Origin of the sequence: Stenotrophomonas sp. TWI1149 (assembly GCF_039673155.1) — a bacterium.
Lineage (GTDB): Bacteria > Pseudomonadota > Gammaproteobacteria > Xanthomonadales > Xanthomonadaceae > Stenotrophomonas > Stenotrophomonas maltophilia_AA.
The window spans coordinates 172285-190691 of sequence record NZ_JBDJLB010000011.1 but is presented as its reverse complement, the minus strand read 5'-3'; the positions used below and the strand labels follow the sequence as shown (position 1 = coordinate 190691).

16 protein-coding genes and 2 tRNA genes are annotated in these 18407 nt (G+C 66.6%); 6 read left to right on the top strand and 12 right to left on the bottom strand.

What is annotated here, in order from left to right; genetic code table 11:
* Positions 1 to 143: 143 nt before the first annotated feature.
* The 6 genes from ABE424_RS14190 to ABE424_RS14165 all read right to left on the bottom strand — a co-directional run bounded on the left by ABE424_RS14190 (position 144) and on the right by ABE424_RS14165 (position 5541).
* Positions 144 to 1937, bottom strand: coding sequence for an acyl-CoA dehydrogenase C-terminal domain-containing protein (locus ABE424_RS14190; RefSeq protein ID WP_346492630.1), 1794 nt, complete (start codon positions 1935 to 1937; stop codon positions 144 to 146).
* A 46-nt stretch (positions 1938 to 1983) separates the two neighbouring features.
* Positions 1984 to 2469, bottom strand: a complete 486-nt coding sequence (locus ABE424_RS14185) for an LEA type 2 family protein (protein WP_346492631.1) — start codon at positions 2467 to 2469, stop codon at positions 1984 to 1986.
* Positions 2470 to 2634: 165 nt separating this feature from the next.
* Complete coding sequence (locus ABE424_RS14180; RefSeq protein WP_346492632.1) at positions 2635 to 3174, bottom strand: lipocalin family protein; 540 nt, start codon at positions 3172 to 3174, stop codon at positions 2635 to 2637.
* A gap of 94 nt (positions 3175 to 3268) precedes the next feature.
* Complete coding sequence (locus tag ABE424_RS14175) at positions 3269 to 3904, bottom strand: BRCT domain-containing protein (RefSeq protein ID WP_346492633.1); 636 nt, start codon at positions 3902 to 3904, stop codon at positions 3269 to 3271.
* 176 nt (positions 3905 to 4080) lie between these two features.
* Positions 4081 to 4156, bottom strand: a tRNA-Phe gene (locus ABE424_RS14170).
* Positions 4157 to 4359: 203 nt separating this feature from the next.
* Positions 4360 to 5541, bottom strand: coding sequence for a YbfB/YjiJ family MFS transporter (locus ABE424_RS14165; protein ID WP_346492634.1), 1182 nt, complete (start codon positions 5539 to 5541; stop codon positions 4360 to 4362).
* A 94-nt stretch (positions 5542 to 5635) separates the two neighbouring features.
* Between ABE424_RS14165 and ABE424_RS14160 the strand changes: the two genes are divergently transcribed.
* The gene (locus ABE424_RS14160) at positions 5636 to 6442 is read left to right on the top strand and encodes a helix-turn-helix transcriptional regulator (RefSeq protein ID WP_346492635.1); all 807 of its coding nucleotides are present in this window, start codon (positions 5636 to 5638) and stop codon (positions 6440 to 6442) included.
* Here the strand turns inward: ABE424_RS14160 and ABE424_RS14155 are convergent.
* Positions 6432 to 6821, bottom strand: coding sequence for a hypothetical protein (locus ABE424_RS14155; RefSeq protein WP_346492636.1), 390 nt, complete (start codon positions 6819 to 6821; stop codon positions 6432 to 6434). The two genes, ABE424_RS14160 and ABE424_RS14155, sit on opposite strands and share 11 nt — an antisense overlap.
* 223 nt (positions 6822 to 7044) lie before the next feature.
* Here ABE424_RS14155 and ABE424_RS14150 point away from each other — a divergent pair, with 223 nt between their 5' ends.
* Together ABE424_RS14150 and ABE424_RS14145 are read left to right on the top strand one after the other, a co-directional pair.
* Positions 7045 to 8067, top strand: coding sequence for an NADP-dependent oxidoreductase (locus tag ABE424_RS14150; protein ID WP_346492637.1), 1023 nt, complete (start codon positions 7045 to 7047; stop codon positions 8065 to 8067).
* A 134-nt stretch (positions 8068 to 8201) separates the two neighbouring features.
* Positions 8202 to 8372: a hypothetical protein gene (locus tag ABE424_RS14145; protein ID WP_346492638.1), complete on the top strand. Its 171-nt coding sequence runs from the start codon at positions 8202 to 8204 to the stop codon at positions 8370 to 8372.
* Positions 8373 to 8488: 116 nt separating this feature from the next.
* Here the strand turns inward: ABE424_RS14145 and ABE424_RS14140 are convergent, their stop codons facing one another.
* Complete coding sequence (locus tag ABE424_RS14140; RefSeq protein WP_346492639.1) at positions 8489 to 9154, bottom strand: DUF1993 domain-containing protein; 666 nt, start codon at positions 9152 to 9154, stop codon at positions 8489 to 8491.
* A 180-nt stretch (positions 9155 to 9334) separates the two neighbouring features.
* Here ABE424_RS14140 and ABE424_RS14135 point away from each other — a divergent pair, with 180 nt between their 5' ends.
* A complete protein-coding gene (locus tag ABE424_RS14135; RefSeq protein ID WP_346492640.1) occupies positions 9335 to 9766 on the top strand; it encodes a GNAT family N-acetyltransferase in 432 nt (143 codons plus the stop codon).
* A 210-nt stretch (positions 9767 to 9976) separates the two neighbouring features.
* Positions 9977 to 10372, top strand: coding sequence for an SgcJ/EcaC family oxidoreductase (locus ABE424_RS14130; protein ID WP_346492641.1), 396 nt, complete (start codon positions 9977 to 9979; stop codon positions 10370 to 10372).
* A gap of 123 nt (positions 10373 to 10495) precedes the next feature.
* Here the strand turns inward: ABE424_RS14130 and ABE424_RS14125 are convergent.
* Both ABE424_RS14125 and ABE424_RS14120 read right to left on the bottom strand, forming a co-directional pair.
* Positions 10496 to 10571 (bottom strand) — tRNA-Ala (locus tag ABE424_RS14125).
* Between the two features lie 103 nt (positions 10572 to 10674).
* Positions 10675 to 12003, bottom strand: coding sequence for an acetamidase/formamidase family protein (locus ABE424_RS14120; protein ID WP_346492642.1), 1329 nt, complete (start codon positions 12001 to 12003; stop codon positions 10675 to 10677).
* A 333-nt stretch (positions 12004 to 12336) separates the two neighbouring features.
* Here ABE424_RS14120 and ABE424_RS14115 point away from each other — a divergent pair, with 333 nt between their 5' ends.
* Positions 12337 to 14667, top strand: a complete 2331-nt coding sequence (locus ABE424_RS14115; protein ID WP_346492643.1) for a TonB-dependent receptor — start codon at positions 12337 to 12339, stop codon at positions 14665 to 14667.
* A 119-nt stretch (positions 14668 to 14786) separates the two neighbouring features.
* Here the strand turns inward: ABE424_RS14115 and ABE424_RS14110 are convergent, their stop codons facing one another.
* Positions 14787 to 16853: a DUF4034 domain-containing protein gene (locus tag ABE424_RS14110; RefSeq protein ID WP_346492644.1), complete on the bottom strand. Its 2067-nt coding sequence runs from the start codon at positions 16851 to 16853 to the stop codon at positions 14787 to 14789.
* A gap of 196 nt (positions 16854 to 17049) precedes the next feature.
* Positions 17050 to 18222, bottom strand: a complete 1173-nt coding sequence (locus ABE424_RS14105) for a serine hydrolase domain-containing protein (RefSeq protein ID WP_346492645.1) — start codon at positions 18220 to 18222, stop codon at positions 17050 to 17052.
* Between the last annotated feature and the right edge of the window lie 185 nt (positions 18223 to 18407).

Genomic DNA, 18407 nt, shown 5'->3' with positions numbered 1-18407 from the left:
TTCCCCCATTGGGTTTTGGGGGGGCCCCCCCCCGGGGGGCCCCCTCCCTCCTATCTGGCTGGGGGGGCCCCACCCCCGGGCGCCACCTACCCGGGTTGATCGACCGGTAGCCACCGACCGTTGGTCGGTGGGCCGGTCAACGATCAACCTTCGCCGAAGTGCGCGTCGGTCATCGCCATCAGCGGCTCGGCGCCGGCCTGGATCGCGGCGGCGTGGCTGAGCGTGCGCGGCAGCACGCGGGCGAAGTAGAACCGGGCGGTTTCGCGCTTGGCCTGCTTGAACGCCGCGCTCTGCGCGGAAGCATCGGCGGCGGCGACGCTGCGCGCCCACCAGTAGGCCAGCACCACATAGCCCGAGTAGAACAGGTAATCGAAGCTCGCCGCGCCGAGCTCATCCGGGTTGCCGGCCGCGCGCTGCAGCGTTGCCATGGTCAGCTTGCCCCATTCGTCGGCCTTGGCGCGCAGCGGCGCGATGAACTCGGCCAGCGCCTCGTTGCCTTCATTGGCCTTGGCGAAGGCCTCGATCTCGGCGAGCATCAGCTTCAGCCCGGCGCCCTGGCTGGACGCGGTCTTGCGGCCGATCAGGTCCAGCGCCTGGATGCCGGTGGTGCCTTCGTACAGCGTGGTGATGCGCGCATCGCGGGCCAGCTGCTCCATGCCGTGCTCGCGGATGTAGCCGTGGCCACCGAAGCACTGCAGGGCGTTGTAGGTGTTCTCGATGCCCCATTCGGTCTGGCAGGCCTTGGAGATCGGGGTCAGGAAGCTCACCAGCGTATCGGCGCGCTCACGCTCGCCGGCATCCTCGGCATGGTGGGCGATGTCGATCAGGGTGGCCGCGTGCAGCGCGAGCAGGCGGCTGCCTTCGACCAGCGATTTGATGGTCAGCAGCATGCGCCGCACGTCCGGGTGGACCAGGATCGGATCGGCCGGCTTTTCCGGGTTCTTCGGGCCGCTCAGCGAGCGCGACTGCAGGCGCTCGCGGGCGTACTTGAGCGCGTTCTGGTAGGCACGCTCGGACAGGCCGATGCCCTGCAGGCCGACCCCCAGGCGTGCGGTGTTCATCATGGTGAACATTGCCTGCAGGCCCTTGTGCGGCTGACCGACCAGGTAGCCTTCGGCACCGTCGAAGTTCATCACGCAGGTGACCGAGCCCTTGATGCCCATCTTGTGTTCGATCGAGCCGCAGCGCAGCGCGTTGCGCTCGCCGACCTTGCCCTCGCGGTCGACCTTGAACTTGGGGGTGACGAACAGCGAGATGCCCTTGGCACCGGCGGGTGCGTCGGGCAGCTTGGCCAGCACCAGGTGCACGATGTTGTCGGTGAGGTCGTGCTCACCGGCGGTGATGAAGATCTTGGTGCCGGTGATGGCGTAGCTGCCGTCCGCGTTCGGCTCGGCCTTGGTCTTGAGCAGGCCGAGGTCGGTACCGCAATGCGGTTCGGTCAGGCACATGGTGCCGGTCCAGCGGCCTTCGATCAGCGGCTTGAGGAAGGCGTCCTGCTGCCACGCCTCGCCGTGCTGCTTGAGCGCTTCGATCGCGCCGTGCGAGAGCAGCGGGAAGTTGCCCCAGGCCAGGTTGGCGGCGTTGATCATTTCGTTGAGCGGCACGCCCAGCGTATGCGGCAGGCCCTGGCCGCCCAACTCCGGCGCAGCGGTCAGGCCGGTCCAGCCGCCGTCGACGAACTGCGTGTAGGCCTGCTTGAAGCCGGGCGGGGTGGTGACCTCGCCGGTGGCCTGGTCGAGCACGCAGCCGATCTCGTCGCCCACGCTGTTCAACGGTGCCAGCACGCTGGTACTGAAGCGGCCGGCTTCTTCCAGCACGGCATCTACCACATCGGCGGTGGCATCGGTCAGGCCGAGGCGCGCGAACAGCGGCTCGACCTTCAGCACGTCATGCAGGGCGAAACGGATATCGGAAAGCGGGGCGGTGTAGCTGCTCATCGGGTACGGTCTCGATCAGTGGCGAAGGAAGGCGGAAAGCCGCCGGTCAGCGCAGGACGCCGGGCAGGCCGGGGGCCTGGTTGAGCGTGCTGCGGCTGTCAATCTCGAAGGTGCGTTGCTTCTTTTCCTGCGGGGTGGCGCTCACCGACCCCTTCAGCGAGTACCCCAGGGTGCGGTTGCCGGCGAGTGCATCGGCCATCACCATACGTGCGCCCGAGCTTGGCTTGAGCTCCACGTTGACCACATCGGCCGACACCCCGCCGATCGACAGGGCCGGCTGCAGCTGCAGCTGGCCGGCGTCCTGATCACTCACCTTCAGCTGCAGCGAGACGGTGTCGAAGGTCATTGGCATCGAGCTGAAGTTCTGCAGGCGCAGCGCGACCGTCCAGCTGCCATCGGCACGCACCGTCAACTCCTGCACGCTGGCGGCCGGCTCGGAGACACGTTTGACCGTCTTGTTGCAGGCGGTCAGGGCCAGCGAGGCGATGACGATCAGGACGAGGGCGAGGCGGGGACGGAAGCGGTGGGACATGGCGCAATCCTCAGGCGGGTGTTGCATGGGTATGAGCATACTACGGCGTATGGTGTTCGCGCTGCCTGCGGCAGCGTGACGCAAGGGTAGGGCACCGGGAGGAGGGCGCCACGTGCTTTTAGTCTTGGGGGCGCGCCCAGCGGGCCGCCGGGCGGCGTGGGCGAGTCAGTCCAGCGGCGCCATCACCCGCAGCGGCGCGAGGTCATAGCCCATCGCCTCGGCGCGGGCCTTGAGCTGCCCGAACAGGGCGGTGTCCATGGTCGGCGAGCGCGACAGGATCCACAGGTACTTGCGGTCCGGCTCGCCGACCACCGCCCATTGGTACTCCGGGTCCAGTGCGATCACCCAGTAGTCGGCCCAGACCAGCGGTACCCAGGACAGCCAGTCCGGCACGAAGCGCACCTGCAATTGCCCAGGGTGGCCCTCGACCGGGCGCGCCACGCCATCGGCGGCCACGCGGTCGCCATCGGCCACGCGGCAGGCGTTGTGCACGCTGATCCGTCCATCGGCACGCAGGCTGTAGGTGGCGGTGATGTCGCCGACGCACTTCTTCTGGAACGAGACCGGCAGGTGCGCGATTTCATGCCACTGGCCGGCATAGCGGTCCATGTCCAGCGCCTCCACCGAGGTCACCGGCGCAGCGGCCCAGGCCGACCCGGAGGCGACGAGGGCGAGCAGGGCACTGATCAGATAGCGGCGGCGCATTCTCGACACTCCACACAAGACGCAGCGAGCTTAGGCACAGCCAGGACGGAAATTGTGAATATTCCGTCATTCGGTGCGGGGAGATCGCGGCGGATCAGGCGCCCAGATGCTGGACCCAATGCCGCTCGGAGACGATCGCGATCGGGTGGCCGCCGTCACGAAGTTCCACCGCAGTGAGGATCTTTCGGCCTGCATTGCTGTTGATCCAATCGCGAGAGCCCAGTTCTCCGACGATCAGGAAGTCGGTTTTTCTGGAGGGCGATCCGGCCACGCGCCCGCCCAGACGCTGGATTTCCTCGTTGACCGCGGCACGTGCGCCAAAAGTAAACGTACCGGTGACCACAAACGACCGGTCGCTATGAACGATGCTGGGCTCGGGGTCATCTACCGGCAGCAGGCTGCTTTGCGCGGCGACGCCCGCGTTGGCGTCGAATGCCTCACCGCCAACGAAGCGGATCAACGTGTCGTGGAGGTCGGCGGACTCGTCGCTGTCGATCACCCCATCGGCCAAGATCTCGGATAGTACGGTGTAGATGCGGTTGAAGGGATAGTTGCCCACGAATTCCGCGTTGCGCTCGATCCAGCCACGCAGGAATTCCGCTTCCTGCTGGGATACATGGCCGTCGGCAAGCAGGCCGCGGCACAAGCCAAGCATTTCGTCCGAAGCTCGATCCTGGCGGCGCCGCAACGTCATGGCACTCGAAGGAGCGCGATCGTCTCTACTGCTCATGCGTTTTTCCTTCTTGCATCAGTGGTATGCCTACGCATTGTGCGTAGGAAGTCCACGTCTGAACGTAGGAAAAGTCCGCATCTTGCCCGTCGCGAGGATGAGACACGTTGAAGACGTCTTTACCGAACGACAGACAAAAAAAAATGACCTGCATTTCTGCAGGTCATCTGAAAGTGTGGTGGCCGGGGACGGAATCGAACCGCCGACACGGGGATTTTCAATCCCCTGCTCTACCAACTGAGCTACCCGGCCACTTCATCGCTGCGTTGCCGCTGGCGAGGACGCGAATAATACGGAGGTATGCAGGGTTCGGCAAGCGTTTCGCGAAAAAAATTTCACATTTGTTTCCGAACCCTTGTCCGCAGGCGTCCAAGTGCTTGATCCAGGGGGTGAGGGCGCGTCACCCGAGCGCATGAACATCGGTTCAGGCGACCGCGCGGCGCGGCTGGCATCAATCACGCCGCGGTCGATCCTGCATCGTCGGGCATGCACCACAGCAGCACGATGCCGATCGCCATCATGATCGCCGCCAGCACCAAGGCGCCTTGGTAGCTGCCGCTCTCGCGCGCCAGCGTGCCGGCGATCGCGGGGGCGATGATCTGGGCGACGCCATAACTCAGCGTCAGCATCGCCATCGCCTTGGCCGGGTTGTGCGGATAGTGGCGGCCGACCACGGTCAACGTCAGGCTGACGATGCCGGCGAAGGTCAGGCCGAACAGCACCGCGCTGGCCGCGCCCGCCGCTATTCCATCGTCGAGCAGGGGCAGCACGAACGAGACCGTCTGCAGTGCATACGCGAGCATCAACGCGCGGATCAGCCCCAGCCGTGCCGCCAGCCGGTCCCAGGCAAACGTCGAGGGAATCGCGGTGATACCGACCAGTACCCACACCCAGCTGCCGCGACCGGCGAAGGCAGGGGTCTGCACCAGGATGGCAACGATGAACGTCGCGCTGACCACGAAGCCGAACCCCGCGCAGAAATACGATGCGATCAACAGCCCGCGCCAACGCCTGCCAGGCGCGGGAGGAGCGGCCGCACCGGTCGCGTTGGAGATGGGGACCGGCGCCGGCATCCAGGCCCAGGCCGGGACCAGGAACACGATCGCCACTGCGCCCAGCGCCATCCACTGCCGGGAGGAGGCCAGGTGATCGGCCATCGCCGCAGCCGCCAGCCCTGAGACCGCGATCCCCAGCCCAAGGCCGGCGAAGTGCAGGCCCAGCTGCGGGCGTCGCTGGTGGGCGAGCAGCCAGTTGAGCACCAGCCCCGAGGCGAGCAGCAGGCCGGCGGTGCTGGACAGGCCTGCCACGAAGCGCAGCACGCCCCAACTGCCCATGTGGCCGGTCGCGCCCATCAGGCCGGTGGAGACCACCGCAAGCACCAGGCCGATGCGGTAGAAGCGGAACTTCAGCTGCATGTCACCGACCCGGGCGACCAGCAGCGTGCCGGCCAGGTAGCCCAGATAGTTGAACGTCGCCAGCCAGCCGCCCCCGGCTGCCGACAGTCCCGCGTCGGCGCGCATCACGGGAAGCAGGGGCGTATAGGCGAAGCGCGCCAGGCCCACCGTAAGCACCAGGGCGCAGATGCCCGCAGCGATGACCTGCCAGGCATGACGGGGCGGCGGGGCGACAGGGGACATGTGCGTCGGTGGCAGCGGGGAGAACCCTATCGTGCGGCGAAGGCAGTGACGGCGTCTTTCGATAGAATGACCGCTTATGTCGATGAGGCGTCACATGGCCGCGATCGAGCGCACTGCCCCGGGATGGCGTGAAGTCCCCGTGCCGCCGCTGCGCCGGTTGCCGTGGCCGGTGGTGGCCCGCAGCCAACGGCTGCACGCCGGCGAGCGGTTTCCGCCGCACGTCCACGCCTGGAACCAGCTGGTATACGCCAGCACGGGCGTGCTCCAGGCCAGTGCCGGACACGCCCGCCATGTGATCACGCCGCAGCAGGCGCTGTGGGTGCCGACCGGTACGCTGCATCACACCGGTGCATTGAGTTCCTCGGCCTTCCGTAATCTGTATGTGGGTGACGATCCAGCGCTGGGGATGCCGACGCACTGCGTGGTGCTGGACGTGTCACCGCTGCTGCGCGAGTTGATCATCGAACTCGACCGCACCGTGCCCGATCACGACCGCACCTATTACGCCACCTTGTGCACGCTGATCACCGCGCAGCTGCCGCGCCAGCCGCAGCACGCCCGGCATCTGCCGTGGCCGCAGGATGCCCGCCTGCAGCGCTGGTGCCAGGCGCTCTACGAGCAGCCTGCCGATACCCGCAGCGTGGAGGACTGGGCGTCGCTGCTGGGTGCATCACCACGCACTCTGGCACGCCACTTCGAACGCGAGACCGGCATGCGCCTGCGCGACTGGCGGTTGCGGCTGCGCCTGCTGCGCGCCATCGAGTGGCTGGCGCAGGGGCGTTCGCCGACGGTGATCGCGCACGCGCTGGGCTACGCCTCGGCGTCGGCGTTCAACTACATGTTCCGGATCGAGATGGGCATGAGCCCGTTGCAGTGGAAGCACGCACGCCCTACGGCGTGACCGGGCAGGCCAGGCTGACCAGGCGCTCGTTCTCGAAGCGTGCGTGGATCATGCCGTTGTCGGCTTTGCCTTCGGGCCACTCTGCTTCGTCGCCCGCGCCGGGCAGGGGATCGCCCAGGTGGAAATACACGCGGCCACGGCTGTCGCCGATCCGCACCTTGTTGCATGCAGCGGCCGGCGAGGCCATCTCGCCGCAGTCGCCCTGCAGCAGGCACAGGCGGGTATGGCACTTGCCTGCACCGGACGACCAATGGCCCTGCGCGGCCAGGCAACCGGGCTCGGTCGCCAGGATCGCCCAGCACGCCAGGCCGAACACGGTGGTGGCGGACATCAGCACCGGCAGCAGGTAGCGACGTCGGCGGGAAAAGGATGCGTTCATGACGCGATGATGCGCCCTGGCCCCCGGCGCGGGCAACGCATGCGCGCTGCAGCGTACGGATGGAATGCTGTGACGCCATCCGGATCATCGGTCGCTGTCGCACAAGGCGATTCCACCGCCGCGTCGTCCTGCACCGATGGAACGCTGTTTTACCCCCCCTCCTGGACGTGTCCGGACGGCTTACTGTCGGGGTTCCTTTTCGTCTCCCCGGAGCCATCCGCCGATGAACACGCTTACCAACACCCGCATCGTGCTCGCCTCGCGCCCCAGTGGTGCCCCCGTCGCGGCCAACTTCCGCGTTGAACAGGTGCCGGTTCCCGCGCCCGGCCCGGGCGAGGTGCTGCTGCGCAACCGCTATCTGTCGCTGGATCCCTACATGCGCGGTCGCATGGAGGAAGGGCCGTCCTACGCGGCGCCGGTCGCGCTGGATGCCGTGATGGAGGGGCGCACCGTCTCTGAAGTGCTCGCCTCCAACCACCCCGGTTTCTCCATCGGCGAGCACGTCCTGGCGCCCGGCAACTGGCAGACCCATGCGGTCATCCCCGGTGATCAGGTGAGCCGCACGCTGGAGGACGACGGCCTGCCGATCAGTACCGCACTCGGGGTCTACGGCATGCCCGGGTTCACCGCCTATGTGGGCCTGCAGGAAATCGGCAGGCCGCAGCCGGGCGAAACCCTGGTGGTGGCCGCCGCCAGCGGGCCGGTTGGCGCGACGGTGGGGCAGATCGCGAAGCTGCAGGGCGCGCGCACGGTCGGCATCGCCGGGGGCGAACAGAAGCGTGCATATCTGGAAACACTGGGCTTCGATGTGGCGCTGGATCATCGCGCCGACGATTTCGCCACGCAGTTGCGTGCGGCGGTTCCCGACGGCATCGACGTCTACTTCGAGAACGTCGGGGGGCACGTCTTCGATGCGGTCGCGCCATTGCTCAACGACTTCGCGCGCATTCCGGTCTGCGGCACGATCGCCACCTACAACGCACGCGGCGCGGTGTTGCCCGGGCCGGACCGGCTGCCGGGTTTCATGAGCCAGGTGCTGCGCCAGCGCCTGACCGTGCGCGGCTTCATCCAGTCCGATCTGCACGCCTTCTTCCCGGCGTTCCTGCGCGACATGGGGCAGTGGCTGAAGGACGGCCGCGTGCAGTATCGCGAGGACATCGTGCAGGGACTGGAACGCGCGCCCGAGGCCTTCTTCGGCCTGCTCAAGGGCCACAACTTCGGCAAGCTGGTGGTCAAGCTGGATTGAGCGGCGCTGCCCGGCGCGGCGCGTGTGAATGCGACGTGTGCAGGAGCGCGCCGATCATGATTCGTGCCTCACGATCGGCTGGTTAGTCTGCCCATGAACGCGCCGCGCCGGCGCCCGCACGAGTGAGTAGACCCATGGCAGACACCAAGCCCAGCGAACACGGCAAGCAGGAAGGCATCGAAGAGAGCCAGCAGGACCGCAAGCAGGATGAAACCGCCAAGCAGCGGCCGGGGCAGACCGATCAGGCGATCCACGATGCGGGCACGCGTCGGCCGGAGCGCAAGGACAATCCCGACGGCGCGTAAGCAACGGCGCGCAGGCGGTGAAAACAAGGACGCCCCGGGAAGCTGCTTCCCGGGGCGAGCTGTTGAATACTGGTGAGGCAAGGGGAATCGCGTTCAGCCCTGGCCGGCCGTATGGATCAGCCAGCCTGCCGCATCCAGGCGAACATGTGCGGCACGTAATCTGCCTTTCCCAGAGGCACGCCGTTGTGGCGCAGGATGCTGTAGGCGGTGATCAGGTGGAAATAAAACTGCGGCGTGGCCCAGTTGGCGGCATATTCACTACCCTTCATATCAAACGCCAGGCCACCTGCCAGCTCGATGGCCACGTCAAGTGAAGCGCCGGCATCGAACTGCGCTGCGTCTGCTGCAGCCAGATGGTCCAACGTCTCGTCGATCAGTTGACGCGCCTGGTCCATGTCGCCGGGCGTGCACAGCACTGGCAATGCTTGACCAGTGAGACGGCACACCGCCTCGCGCGCTTGAGTGCAGGCAAACTGTATCTGTTTCGCCAGCGGATACATGTCCGGAGCCAACCGCGCTGAAAGCAAGTCTCGCGAGGGAAAGCCGGTGGTCAGCGCATGTGCGTCGGCCTTGTCCAGTTGGCCTCTGAGCGCACGAAGCATCTGCGCGAAGCCGCAGATGTTCACTTGATGGATGGACATGGTGCTTCCTTGCGTGGTGAGCAGTCGAGGCGCGCCGCACGGCAGGCAGTTGCACTCTACGGCGGTCACCTCGAGGAGTCTTTCGGCCTCATCGGCTTGACCATCGACGCGCAGGAGATAGAACTGTCCGGTGTTGGGCATGGGCGTATGTGGTTCGCGACCGGGCCGGGATGCCTCGGACGTGAATCATAACCGTCCGCTTGTTGAGTTTCGGCTACCAGAAGCTGGTTCCGCATGCGACTTGGGAAGCAACGGCGGGTGCTTGGGGAGAGGTTCGATTTGCTAGGATTCAAGGTCCCGACACTGCTGGCGCAAGAAACAATGCAGCTCGATATCACCATCACAGACTCGCCCAGTCCGGAGTCGCTCGATCTGATTGCCAGCGGGTTGGACGGTTTCAATCTGGATGCTGCCGGTTACGCCGACCGGCGCGAACTGGCGGTGCTGGTCACCGATCCGCAGACTGGCAAGGTATTGGGCGGTCTGACCGGCCGGACATCATTGGGGATGTTGTTCATTGACCTGTTCTACCTCCCGGCGGAACTGCGTGGGCAGGACCTCGGCTCGCGCATTCTTGCGGCCGCTGAGGACGAAGCCAGGCGGCGGGGGTGCTGTTCTGGTCTGTTGTATACGATCAGTTTCCAAGCGCCGGACTTCTATGTAAAGCAGGGCTGGCGCGTGTTCGGCGAGATACCGTGCGAACCTGCTGGGACGCGTCGAGTGTTTTTCAGCAAGGACTTGTTGGCGTCCTGAGGGTGGGACGGCTCCAGTGAGGTCGTGCAATGGGGATTTGCCAGTCTCCGGAGCCAGTGATAGGGTCGCCTCATGCAATTTGTACGCGCCCTCACGTTGATTATTACCACCCTCCATAAGGGTGGGTAGAGCGCGTCTCGTTTCCAGACAACGCAACCCGCCGCGAGGCGGGTTTTCTTTTTCCGCTCGCGGCCATTTTTGGAGTCAAGAATGTCCGACCATCCCCTGAAAACCCTCATCGAAGCCGCAGACCGATCCATATCGGCTGGAGATTTCGAGGGCCTCATGCGGTTCTACACAGAGGACGCCACCCTGGTGGTGAAGCCTGGCATGTACGCCAGAGGCAAAGACCAGATCAAGAGCGCATTCGAGGCGATCTCTGCGCATTTCGACGGCCAATTGAAGGTTCGGCAAGGAAAGATGGAAGTGATTGAGGGCGGGGAAACGGCGCTGGTTGTCATGGAAACATGGCTGGATAGCTCTGATGAAGACGGCGCGGCGATTTCGACGGTTCGTCGGGCCACCTACGTGTTTCGTAGGGAGCCGGCGGGCAACTGGCTATGCGCTGTGGACAACTCATACGGCACTGCTCTGCTCGACAGCTGAGCACGGCGGGGAGGTGGTGCGCCGAATAGCGAGATCGGAGAGTGGGACATCTCAACGAAAAAGGCCGAAACCCCTGTTTTTGCAGGTGTTCCGGCCTTTCGAGTGCCCTGTCGGGCTGAATAGTGGTGGAGCCAAGGAGGATCGAACTCCTGACCTCGTCGATGCGAACGACGCGCTCTCCCAGCTGAGCTATGGCCCCACGGGTGGTGCAACTGCGTGGCGTACCCGACCTCGGCCGTACCTCGCGATGGGCCTAGTCTAGCGCCGACCGGCGTTGCCTGCCAAGTGGGGCCTGGTCCGGATCACGGGCGGGCGCCGGGTGTACTGCCCGGTGCCCGTTCGACCTGTCGCAGCAGGGCTTTGTCCAGTTTGGCCGCCACCCCGACGCTGCGCCCGGCCAGATTGGCCACCACGAAGCTGACCGAGCTGCCCAGCACCTGCGCCGTCTCGGACAGGCTCAACCCGTAGTCCTGTTCCAGCCACTGCGCCATGCCCGCGGTGGCCGCGCGCAGCGCATCATCCAGCGAGCCGGCCTGGCCCAGCACCATTACCTGCGTGGCCGATTCCACCCGGGGCGCAGACTGCGCGCGTGACTTGATCACGTCCACGCTGAATTCCACGTCCATGGAGGTTTCCAGCGCGTACTGCGAGGTCTCGCCATCGCCCTGCAGCGCATGCGCATCGCCCAGGTAGAGCAGGGCGCCGGGCTGGGACACCGGCAGGTATACGGTGGCGCCCTCGCGGATTTCGTTGAAATCCATGTTGCCGCCGAAACGGCCGGTATCACCGGTGGAGATCGGCGCGTTGCCGAAGCCGGGGGCCACCGCCAGCCCGCCGAGCATGGGCCGCACCGGCACCCAGAAATCCTTGAGCTTGCCGGTGGCGGCTTCCGGCCGCGCGCGCCCGCGCTGGCGGTCCAGCGTCCAGCGCACGGGCTTGTCCAGTGCCGTCGCCTTGGCGGCCAGCGCCGGCGTCTGTGCGCGGCCGACGATGCTGTCCAGGCTGTCGGCATAGTCGCGGTTCAAGCGCAGGCGCTTGATGTGGATGGCCAGGACATCGCCGGGCTCGGCATCCATCACGAAGAACGGGCCGGTCTGCGGATTGCCGAACAGGGCCCGGGTCTGGCCCTGCGCGTCCACCCCGCCGGAATCCAGCGTGGTGGTGCGTACGCTGTCACCCGGCCAGACGGTCAGTACCGGCGCGCGGTGGGGCGAGAACTCGTTGGCGTACGAGGTAGGCACGAAGTCGTGCTGCCGCGGACCTCCGGCCGGCCGATCCGGCAGGCGGCGCGCGCTGAAGGGGTGCGTCGCGCGCCGCTCGCTGGCGTTGGTGTCGGGGTAGTCGGCGGTCCCGCGCAGCGTCGCGCCGGCCTGTGTGCCATGGAAGCGGTAGGTCGCCCCATCACTGCCGGTCACGACAAACGCCAGCGTGTCGCCCTCGCGGGCTCCCTGCAGCGCATCCCCGTCGAAACGACCCTGCAGTGGACCCTGCTGGTCGGGCAGGGTCAGCAGTTGATAGGCCGGGTTTCCCCACAGGTCGGTGGTGACCAGCCACTGCGCAGGGGGCTCCCCGGCCTGGGCGGCCGAGGCGGACAACAGCAGGAGCAGGGCGGCCAGGCGGCAACGGGACATGCGGGAATCTCGTGGGTGACCGGCGCAGTGTTTGCGGGAGGTACACGGACGACAAGTGCCGGGCGGCACGTGACGGATGGCAGGTAACGCGCCAAACGCGAAGCCCGCTCTTCCGGCGCGCGCGCGGGGCGGGCATAATCCGCGCCAGAAGACACGGCCGCATAGCCAAGTGGACCAGGGGGGCCGGACAGCCGTCGCCCATAACGCCCTGACACCAATCTGCAACATCCAGCCAATACCGTGCCGCATCGCTGTTTCCACGGCGATGTCGATTTCCTATGGTGCCCGGCCATGCCGCCGGCTGCCCCGATCTGTACTACCAGAGACCTCTGCATGCCCGCTCTACGCCACGCTTCAGTGTCGACGCGTCTTCTTTCCCGTTCCCTGCCGCGCCGCCGCGCCCTGGCGCTGGCCTGTGCCTCGGCCGCGCTGATGCTGTCCGCCGCCGCCTCGGCGCAGGACGCCCAGTCCGCCAGCGCCACCTCGCTGGACACCATCACCGTCACCGCCGACCACCGCGAACGCAACCTGCAGGAAGTGCCGGTCTCGGTCGGCGTGGTGCAGGGCGAGAAGATCCGCGACTACACCGCCGGCGGCGATGACACCCTGCTGGCGCTGTCGGGCAAGGTACCGAGCTTCTACGCCGAAACCACCACCGGCCGCATCTTCCCGCGCTTCTACATCCGCGGCCTGGGCAACATCGACTTCTACCTGGGTGCCTCGCAGCCGGTGTCGATCATCCAGGACGACGTGGTGCTCGAGCACGTGGTGCTGAAGTCCAACCCGGTCTACGACGTGGACCAGATCGAAGTGCTGCGCGGCCCTCAGGGCACGCTGTTCGGCCGCAACACCACCGCCGGCATCGTCAAGTTCGACACCATCAAGCCGAGCCAGGACTACAGCGGCCGCGTGCAGGCCAGCTACGGTTCGTACGGCAGCGTGGCGATCGATGGCGGCTTCGGTGGCCCGATCAACGACATCGCTTCGTTCCGCGTGTCGGCGCTCTACCAGCACCGCGATGACTACGTCGACAACACCTACAGCGGCCCGAGCGCCGATGGCACGGTCTCGCCGAAGAAGAACGCGATGGGCGGCTTCGACGACCGCAACGTGCGCGCGCAGCTGCTGCTGCAGCCGAGCGACAACTTCTCGCTGCTGGCCTCGGCCCACGCACGCGACTACGACGGTACCTCGACCCTGTTCCTGCGCAGCGCGCTGACCAAGGGCTCCAACAAGACCGACGTGGCGCGCGACAAGGTCGCCTACGACGAAGCCGACAACAACCCGCAGGCCTACAAGACCTACGGCGGCTCGGTGAAGGCCATCTATGATTTCGGCAATGTCTCGCTGACCTCGATCACCGCCTACGAAACCACCTCCGGCTACAGTCGTGGTGACACCGATGGCGGCGCGGCGGTGAACTACCCGGTCAACGGCGTCCCGAACGGCTACGGCCAGTCGATGGGCCAGATCCGCGACCTGGACCAGTGGACCCAGGAATTCCGCCTGGCCAATGCCGATGACAACCGCCTGAAGTGGCAGGTCGGTGCGTTCTACTTCGACGGCCGCGACACCACCGATTTCTATCAGCGCGCCTGGTTCCTGAACACCGCTGCCCGCAACCCGAACAACTGGGTGCGCCTGCGCAACGTCAACACCTCCTGGGCCGGCTTCGGCCAGGTCAGCTATGACGTGACCGACAAGTTCACCCTGACCGCCGGCCTGCGCCAGACCAAGGACGAGAAGAAGACCCGTCTGCTCAAGACCGCCGATACCGCTGCCGGTGCCGTGACCTACAAGGGCCGCACCTACGTGGAAATGTCCGACACCACGCCGAGCTGGGACCTGAGCGCGATGTATGCGTTCAACCCGCAGCTGAGCGTGTATGCGCGCGTGGCCCGCGGCTTCCGCGGCCCGACCATCCAGGGCCGTTCGGCCGTGTTCAACGCCGATTTCACCACGGCGAACTCGGAAACCATCCTGTCCTGGGAAGCCGGCATCAAGAGCAGCCTGTGGGACAACCGCCTGCGCGTGAACGCCGCCGCGTTCACCTACGTGGTCAATGACATCCAGCTCAACGGCAACGATTCGGACGGCAACGGCGTGCTGTTCAACGCCGACAAGGCCAAGGCCTACGGTCTGGAAGCGGACATGGAACTGCGTCCGATCCCGAACCTGGCGCTGAGCGCCGGTGTCAGCCTGCTGCACAGCGAAATCCAGGACGACCGCGTGTACGCGCAGGTCTGCGCCCTGAACGGCGCCGTGGTCTGCACGGTGAACGATCCGACCATCAAGGTCGGTGCCAACACCTTCGCGCAGATCAACGGCAACCCGCTGCCGAACGCACCGAAGTACAACATCAACCTGGCCGCGCGTTACGACATGCCGGTCAACGACAGCGATGTGTTCTTCGTCTCCACCGACTGGAACAAGCAGGGCTACACCAGCTTCGTGCTGTATGACTCGGCCGAGTTCAACTCCAAGGGCAGCTTCGAAGGCGGCCTGAAGCTGGGCTACTCGGCCAACTACGGTGCCTGGGAAGTGGCGCTGTTCGCGCGCAACATCACCAATGAGAAGAACCTCAAGGGTGTGATCGAAAACTACATGGCCGCGGTCTACAACGAACCGCGCACCGTGGGCGTTTCGCTCAACATGAACTGGTAAGTCACGCGACCACCGGTGCCATGGGCACCGGTGGCAGTGAGTGGTTCCGACAACGCCCCGCGATCGCGGGGCGTTGTCGTTTGTATACCCCGGTCAGCGACGTGGCGTAGTCATGCCGCTCATACCGACTGCATATCCTGGCGGTCCGGCACGGAGTCGAAGCCGAAGGTGAGCTGCCAGCTGCGCAGGTCCACAGTGTCGCGGTCGCGCGCCTGTTGCCTGGCCGCCCGGCTGGCGCCGAACAGTTTGCCCTGGCCCTCGATCAGTGGGCGCATGCGCAGTACATCGGCATTGTCCGGCTCGGCTTCGGCCGCCCGGTCCACCCAGACCTTGGCCAGGAACGCGTTGGCGGGCACGCCGTTGCCGAAGTGGAACACGTCGGCCAGGAAGCCGGCAGCCCAGGCCTTGGTGGCAGTGTCGCCACGCCACCACAGCGGGCCGAGCAGGTCGAACACGGCTTCCTGTTTGTCGCGATCATCTTCACCCTGGTACAGCAGCACCGCCAGGTTCTTGTGCGCCGGCCGCCACACGCGGTCGTGAGGGGCGGCCTCATCCACGCAACGGCGGTACAGCGCGCGCGACTGCTGCTGCACAGCCGGGTCGGGCGTGTGCTTGAAGGTTTCGCTCAGCTCCCAGGCGCGGTTGTAGATCGCCACCAGGTCGCCCGCCTCGATGGCGCGCTCGGTCCACGCCGCGGCCTGGGCCGGATCGGCGAACGCAGGGAAGTCGCGGCCGGCCACGCGACCACGGTACAGGTCCACCATCGCCGCCATTGCGCGGCGGTCACCGCCTTCGGCAAGCTGCTGCATCATGTGCAGACCGGCCGGTACGGATACGTCGCAGAACAGGTTCGCCGCCACCGTGGAAAGGTTCACCTCGTCCTCGTCCGCCATCGCCATCGCGCGTTGCAGATGCAGTGCGGCCAGGGGCGTGTCGAGGCTGAAACCGAACAGCCCGGCATGGCGCGCAGCGGACAGCCACGCCAGCGCATGCGCGCTGTCGGTGAACGCTTCGACGCTGGCCAGCACCTGCGCGAACAACGCATCGGCGCCCTCGACGTGGGCAAACAGCGCGCAGGCTTCCAGCACGTTCATGCCTTCCTCGACCACGGTGGCCGGGTCCAGCGCGAACGCCTCGGCCAGGCAGGTGTAGGCATGTGTCATGCGTGCCGCGTCCCAGCGCACGTCGTTTTCTTCGGGTTCGTCACGGCCCAGCTTGTAATCCAGCGTCGCCCACCAGCACAGCACCAGCGCGCGCGTGGGCGCATCCAGGTGCAGGTCGAGCAGGTTCGCGTAGGCGGTGTCGTGCTGGGCGATCGCCTCTTCTTCATCGGCCTCCGGCGCGAACCAGAGCCAGTCGCGTTCCTTCATCACGCGCAGCCGGTTGCGCTGCGGCAGCATCAGCCGGGCCGCATACGGGCCGTCGATGAAGTCCTGCATCAGCGCGTGGCTGCCGCCCCAGCGCGGGTACAGGTAGTACAGGAACGTTTCGAGCAGGCCGACATCGTCCGCGCGCAACGCCAGCGCGTGCTGCAACCAGTAATCGGCGGCGTACTCGAAGTCGTCTTCGGTGCGCTGCGCCAGCCGTGCTGGCAACGCCGGCAGCTCCGCCAGCGGTGCGCCGTAAGGCGCCAGCAGCGCCAGTGCCGCCGCATAGCCGTCCGGATCCTGCTGCTGCAGGGATGCGTACAGTTCGGCCCGCCCACCGCGCTGCAGCTGGTGCAGCCAGCGCGGTTCCCCCAGGTAGCAGGTCAGCCGCATCACCTTGCCCAGCACGAAGGCCGGGCGCGGATGCAGCGCGATCGCGCGCAGCCACGCGGCCAGCGCATGGTCGCGGGCAAGGCTGGCACCGGCCCACTGCGCGTCGCGGATCAGGTCGGCGGTCTCGCTGGACCGTATCTGGCTGGCCACGCGCTCCCACAGCGACCCCAGCGCCACCCAGGGGTGGGGGCTGTGCGGCTGCTGCGCGCACCACTGTTGTGCCTGCTGCAGTCGTGCGGGCAGGGCCTGCGCCGGGTCGATCAGGCTGGACAGCAGCCAGCCGTAGCCGTAGCGGGGCGACCCGCCGTCGAGCCAGCGCTGTTCGAGCCCGGCGAGGAGCCGGTCGAGATCGTCGAAGCGCGCCTGCTGCAGCGCGTCGCGTGCGCGCTGGCGCAGCTCAAACGCGTCGCTGGGGGAATCGGTCATGGGGACCACGTCCTTGTCGAAGATCAATCGCGCATTCTAGGCAATCGACCTGCAGGAAAATACTGAAGGTAAGCAATCACGATGTTTGAGGCGGTATGTGAGCCCTGCGGCCACGGTGGAAAGTGACCGGGAGGATCCGCGTAGATCCTTCCGGCCACTGCCAACTCGGCAGCGCTGAATTCGCCAGCGCCGTGTGCTACTTCGCGGGCGTGGCCGCCGGCGCCAGCTCGGCGAACAACCCACCCAGCACGCCCATGGTGGCCTGGTCGGCGCCCATGTCTTCGGCGGCATTGGCGATGGCGATCACGCCGTTGTTCTGGCCGGGGAACAGCACCACCCAGGCCAGCCAGTTGCCGTCCGAGCCGCCGTGCACCAGCACCGGGCCCTGACGGCCGGCGATCGACGGCTGTACGCCCCAGTCCAGCCCGGATCCACTGCCCGGCTGCGCGGTCTGCATCAGTGCATAGGAGGCCGGCGTCAACAGCGTGCCCTTGCCTTGGCTGCCCGCGAGCTGGTCGATGGCGAACAGCGCCAGGTCCTGCAGGCGCATGTGCAGGTTGCCTGCTGCGGTGTAGATCGGCGGCACGCCGTCATCGGCCTTCTGCGGTGCTTTGGTCACCGGCTTGCCACCGCGGTGGCCGAGCGGTTGGCCCGCAGGTGTCGGACCAAACCCGGCACCGGTCATGCCCAGGGGCTGGAACACTTCGCGCTGCATCAGTGCTTCGACCTCTTTGCCGGTCGCACGCTCGGCGATCACCGCCGCGATCAGGAAACCGCTGTTGCTGTAGGCGAACTCAGTGCCAGGCGGATGCACCGGCGCTTCGGCCAGGGCGGCTTTGACATAGGCCTCCCGCTGTACCGGCAGGGGACGCGTGTCGACGAAAAACGCATCCAGCGCCGCGGCATCGGTGAGGTTCTCCGGCAGCCCGGCGCGATGCGAGAGCAGCTGCACCAGGGTGACGTCGCGGTAGGCCGGCTGCATCTGTGCCGCGAGGTCGGGCAACAGGGTCGACAGCGGCGTATCCCAGCCCAGCACGCCTTGTTCGACCAGGCGCGCGATCATCGCCACGGTGATCGGCTTCCCGGTCGAGCCGATCATCCATTGATCGTCGATGGTGGCCGGCGGTGCCGCATCGTTGCGGCGGACGCCCTGCACAGCGTGTTCGGCGACCTTGCCGTCGCGGATCACGAGAACACCCATCGCCGGCGTTGTGGTGCCCTGCATGGCCAGGGCGATCCGGGCCTTCAGGTCATCGGCCGCGCTGGCGGTGGTGGCCGCCAGCAGCAGGGAGACAGCTAGCCAGCGGCGCAGATGCGGCGTGGTGCGGCGAGGGGTGGGAACGGTCCTTCGAGTCGCGATCAGATGCATGGGAGTCCTTTGCGCAGCCGCGGAACGGTGCGTGCGATTCACTCTTGCATGCGCTCGAAAGGCGCGTATGTGTCTGCAGTCATGCCGACGGCGACGTGTCAGGCACGCTGTGCGATTCGTTCAGGAAACGAGGGCAGTGCGCCGTCGCCAGCGCATTCGAACGGTGGGCATCGCAGTGCATCGGT

Excerpts from the sequence above, each read along its gene's own strand:
- ABE424_RS14115 (WP_346492643.1), top strand. The coding sequence starts at position 12,337 with ATGCCCGCTCTACGCCACGCTTCAGTGTCGACGCGTCTTCTTTCCCGT.
- ABE424_RS14110 (WP_346492644.1), bottom strand. The coding sequence starts at position 16,853 with ATGACCGATTCCCCCAGCGACGCGTTTGAGCTGCGCCAGCGCGCACGC.
- ABE424_RS14150 (WP_346492637.1), top strand. The coding sequence starts at position 7,045 with ATGAACACGCTTACCAACACCCGCATCGTGCTCGCCTCGCGCCCCAGT.
- ABE424_RS14140 (WP_346492639.1), bottom strand. The coding sequence starts at position 9,154 with ATGCCCAACACCGGACAGTTCTATCTCCTGCGCGTCGATGGTCAAGCC.
- ABE424_RS14165 (WP_346492634.1), bottom strand. The coding sequence starts at position 5,541 with ATGTCCCCTGTCGCCCCGCCGCCCCGTCATGCCTGGCAGGTCATCGCT.
- ABE424_RS14135 (WP_346492640.1), top strand. The coding sequence starts at position 9,335 with ATGCAGCTCGATATCACCATCACAGACTCGCCCAGTCCGGAGTCGCTC.
- ABE424_RS14160 (WP_346492635.1), top strand. The coding sequence starts at position 5,636 with ATGGCCGCGATCGAGCGCACTGCCCCGGGATGGCGTGAAGTCCCCGTG.
- ABE424_RS14190 (WP_346492630.1), bottom strand. The coding sequence starts at position 1,937 with ATGAGCAGCTACACCGCCCCGCTTTCCGATATCCGTTTCGCCCTGCAT.
- ABE424_RS14175 (WP_346492633.1), bottom strand. The coding sequence starts at position 3,904 with ATGAGCAGTAGAGACGATCGCGCTCCTTCGAGTGCCATGACGTTGCGG.
- ABE424_RS14105 (WP_346492645.1), bottom strand. The coding sequence starts at position 18,222 with ATGCATCTGATCGCGACTCGAAGGACCGTTCCCACCCCTCGCCGCACC.
- ABE424_RS14185 (WP_346492631.1), bottom strand. The coding sequence starts at position 2,469 with ATGTCCCACCGCTTCCGTCCCCGCCTCGCCCTCGTCCTGATCGTCATC.
- ABE424_RS14180 (WP_346492632.1), bottom strand. The coding sequence starts at position 3,174 with ATGCGCCGCCGCTATCTGATCAGTGCCCTGCTCGCCCTCGTCGCCTCC.
- ABE424_RS14130 (WP_346492641.1), top strand. The coding sequence starts at position 9,977 with ATGTCCGACCATCCCCTGAAAACCCTCATCGAAGCCGCAGACCGATCC.
- ABE424_RS14120 (WP_346492642.1), bottom strand. The coding sequence starts at position 12,003 with ATGTCCCGTTGCCGCCTGGCCGCCCTGCTCCTGCTGTTGTCCGCCTCG.
- ABE424_RS14155 (WP_346492636.1), bottom strand. The coding sequence starts at position 6,821 with ATGAACGCATCCTTTTCCCGCCGACGTCGCTACCTGCTGCCGGTGCTG.
- ABE424_RS14145 (WP_346492638.1), top strand. The coding sequence starts at position 8,202 with ATGGCAGACACCAAGCCCAGCGAACACGGCAAGCAGGAAGGCATCGAA.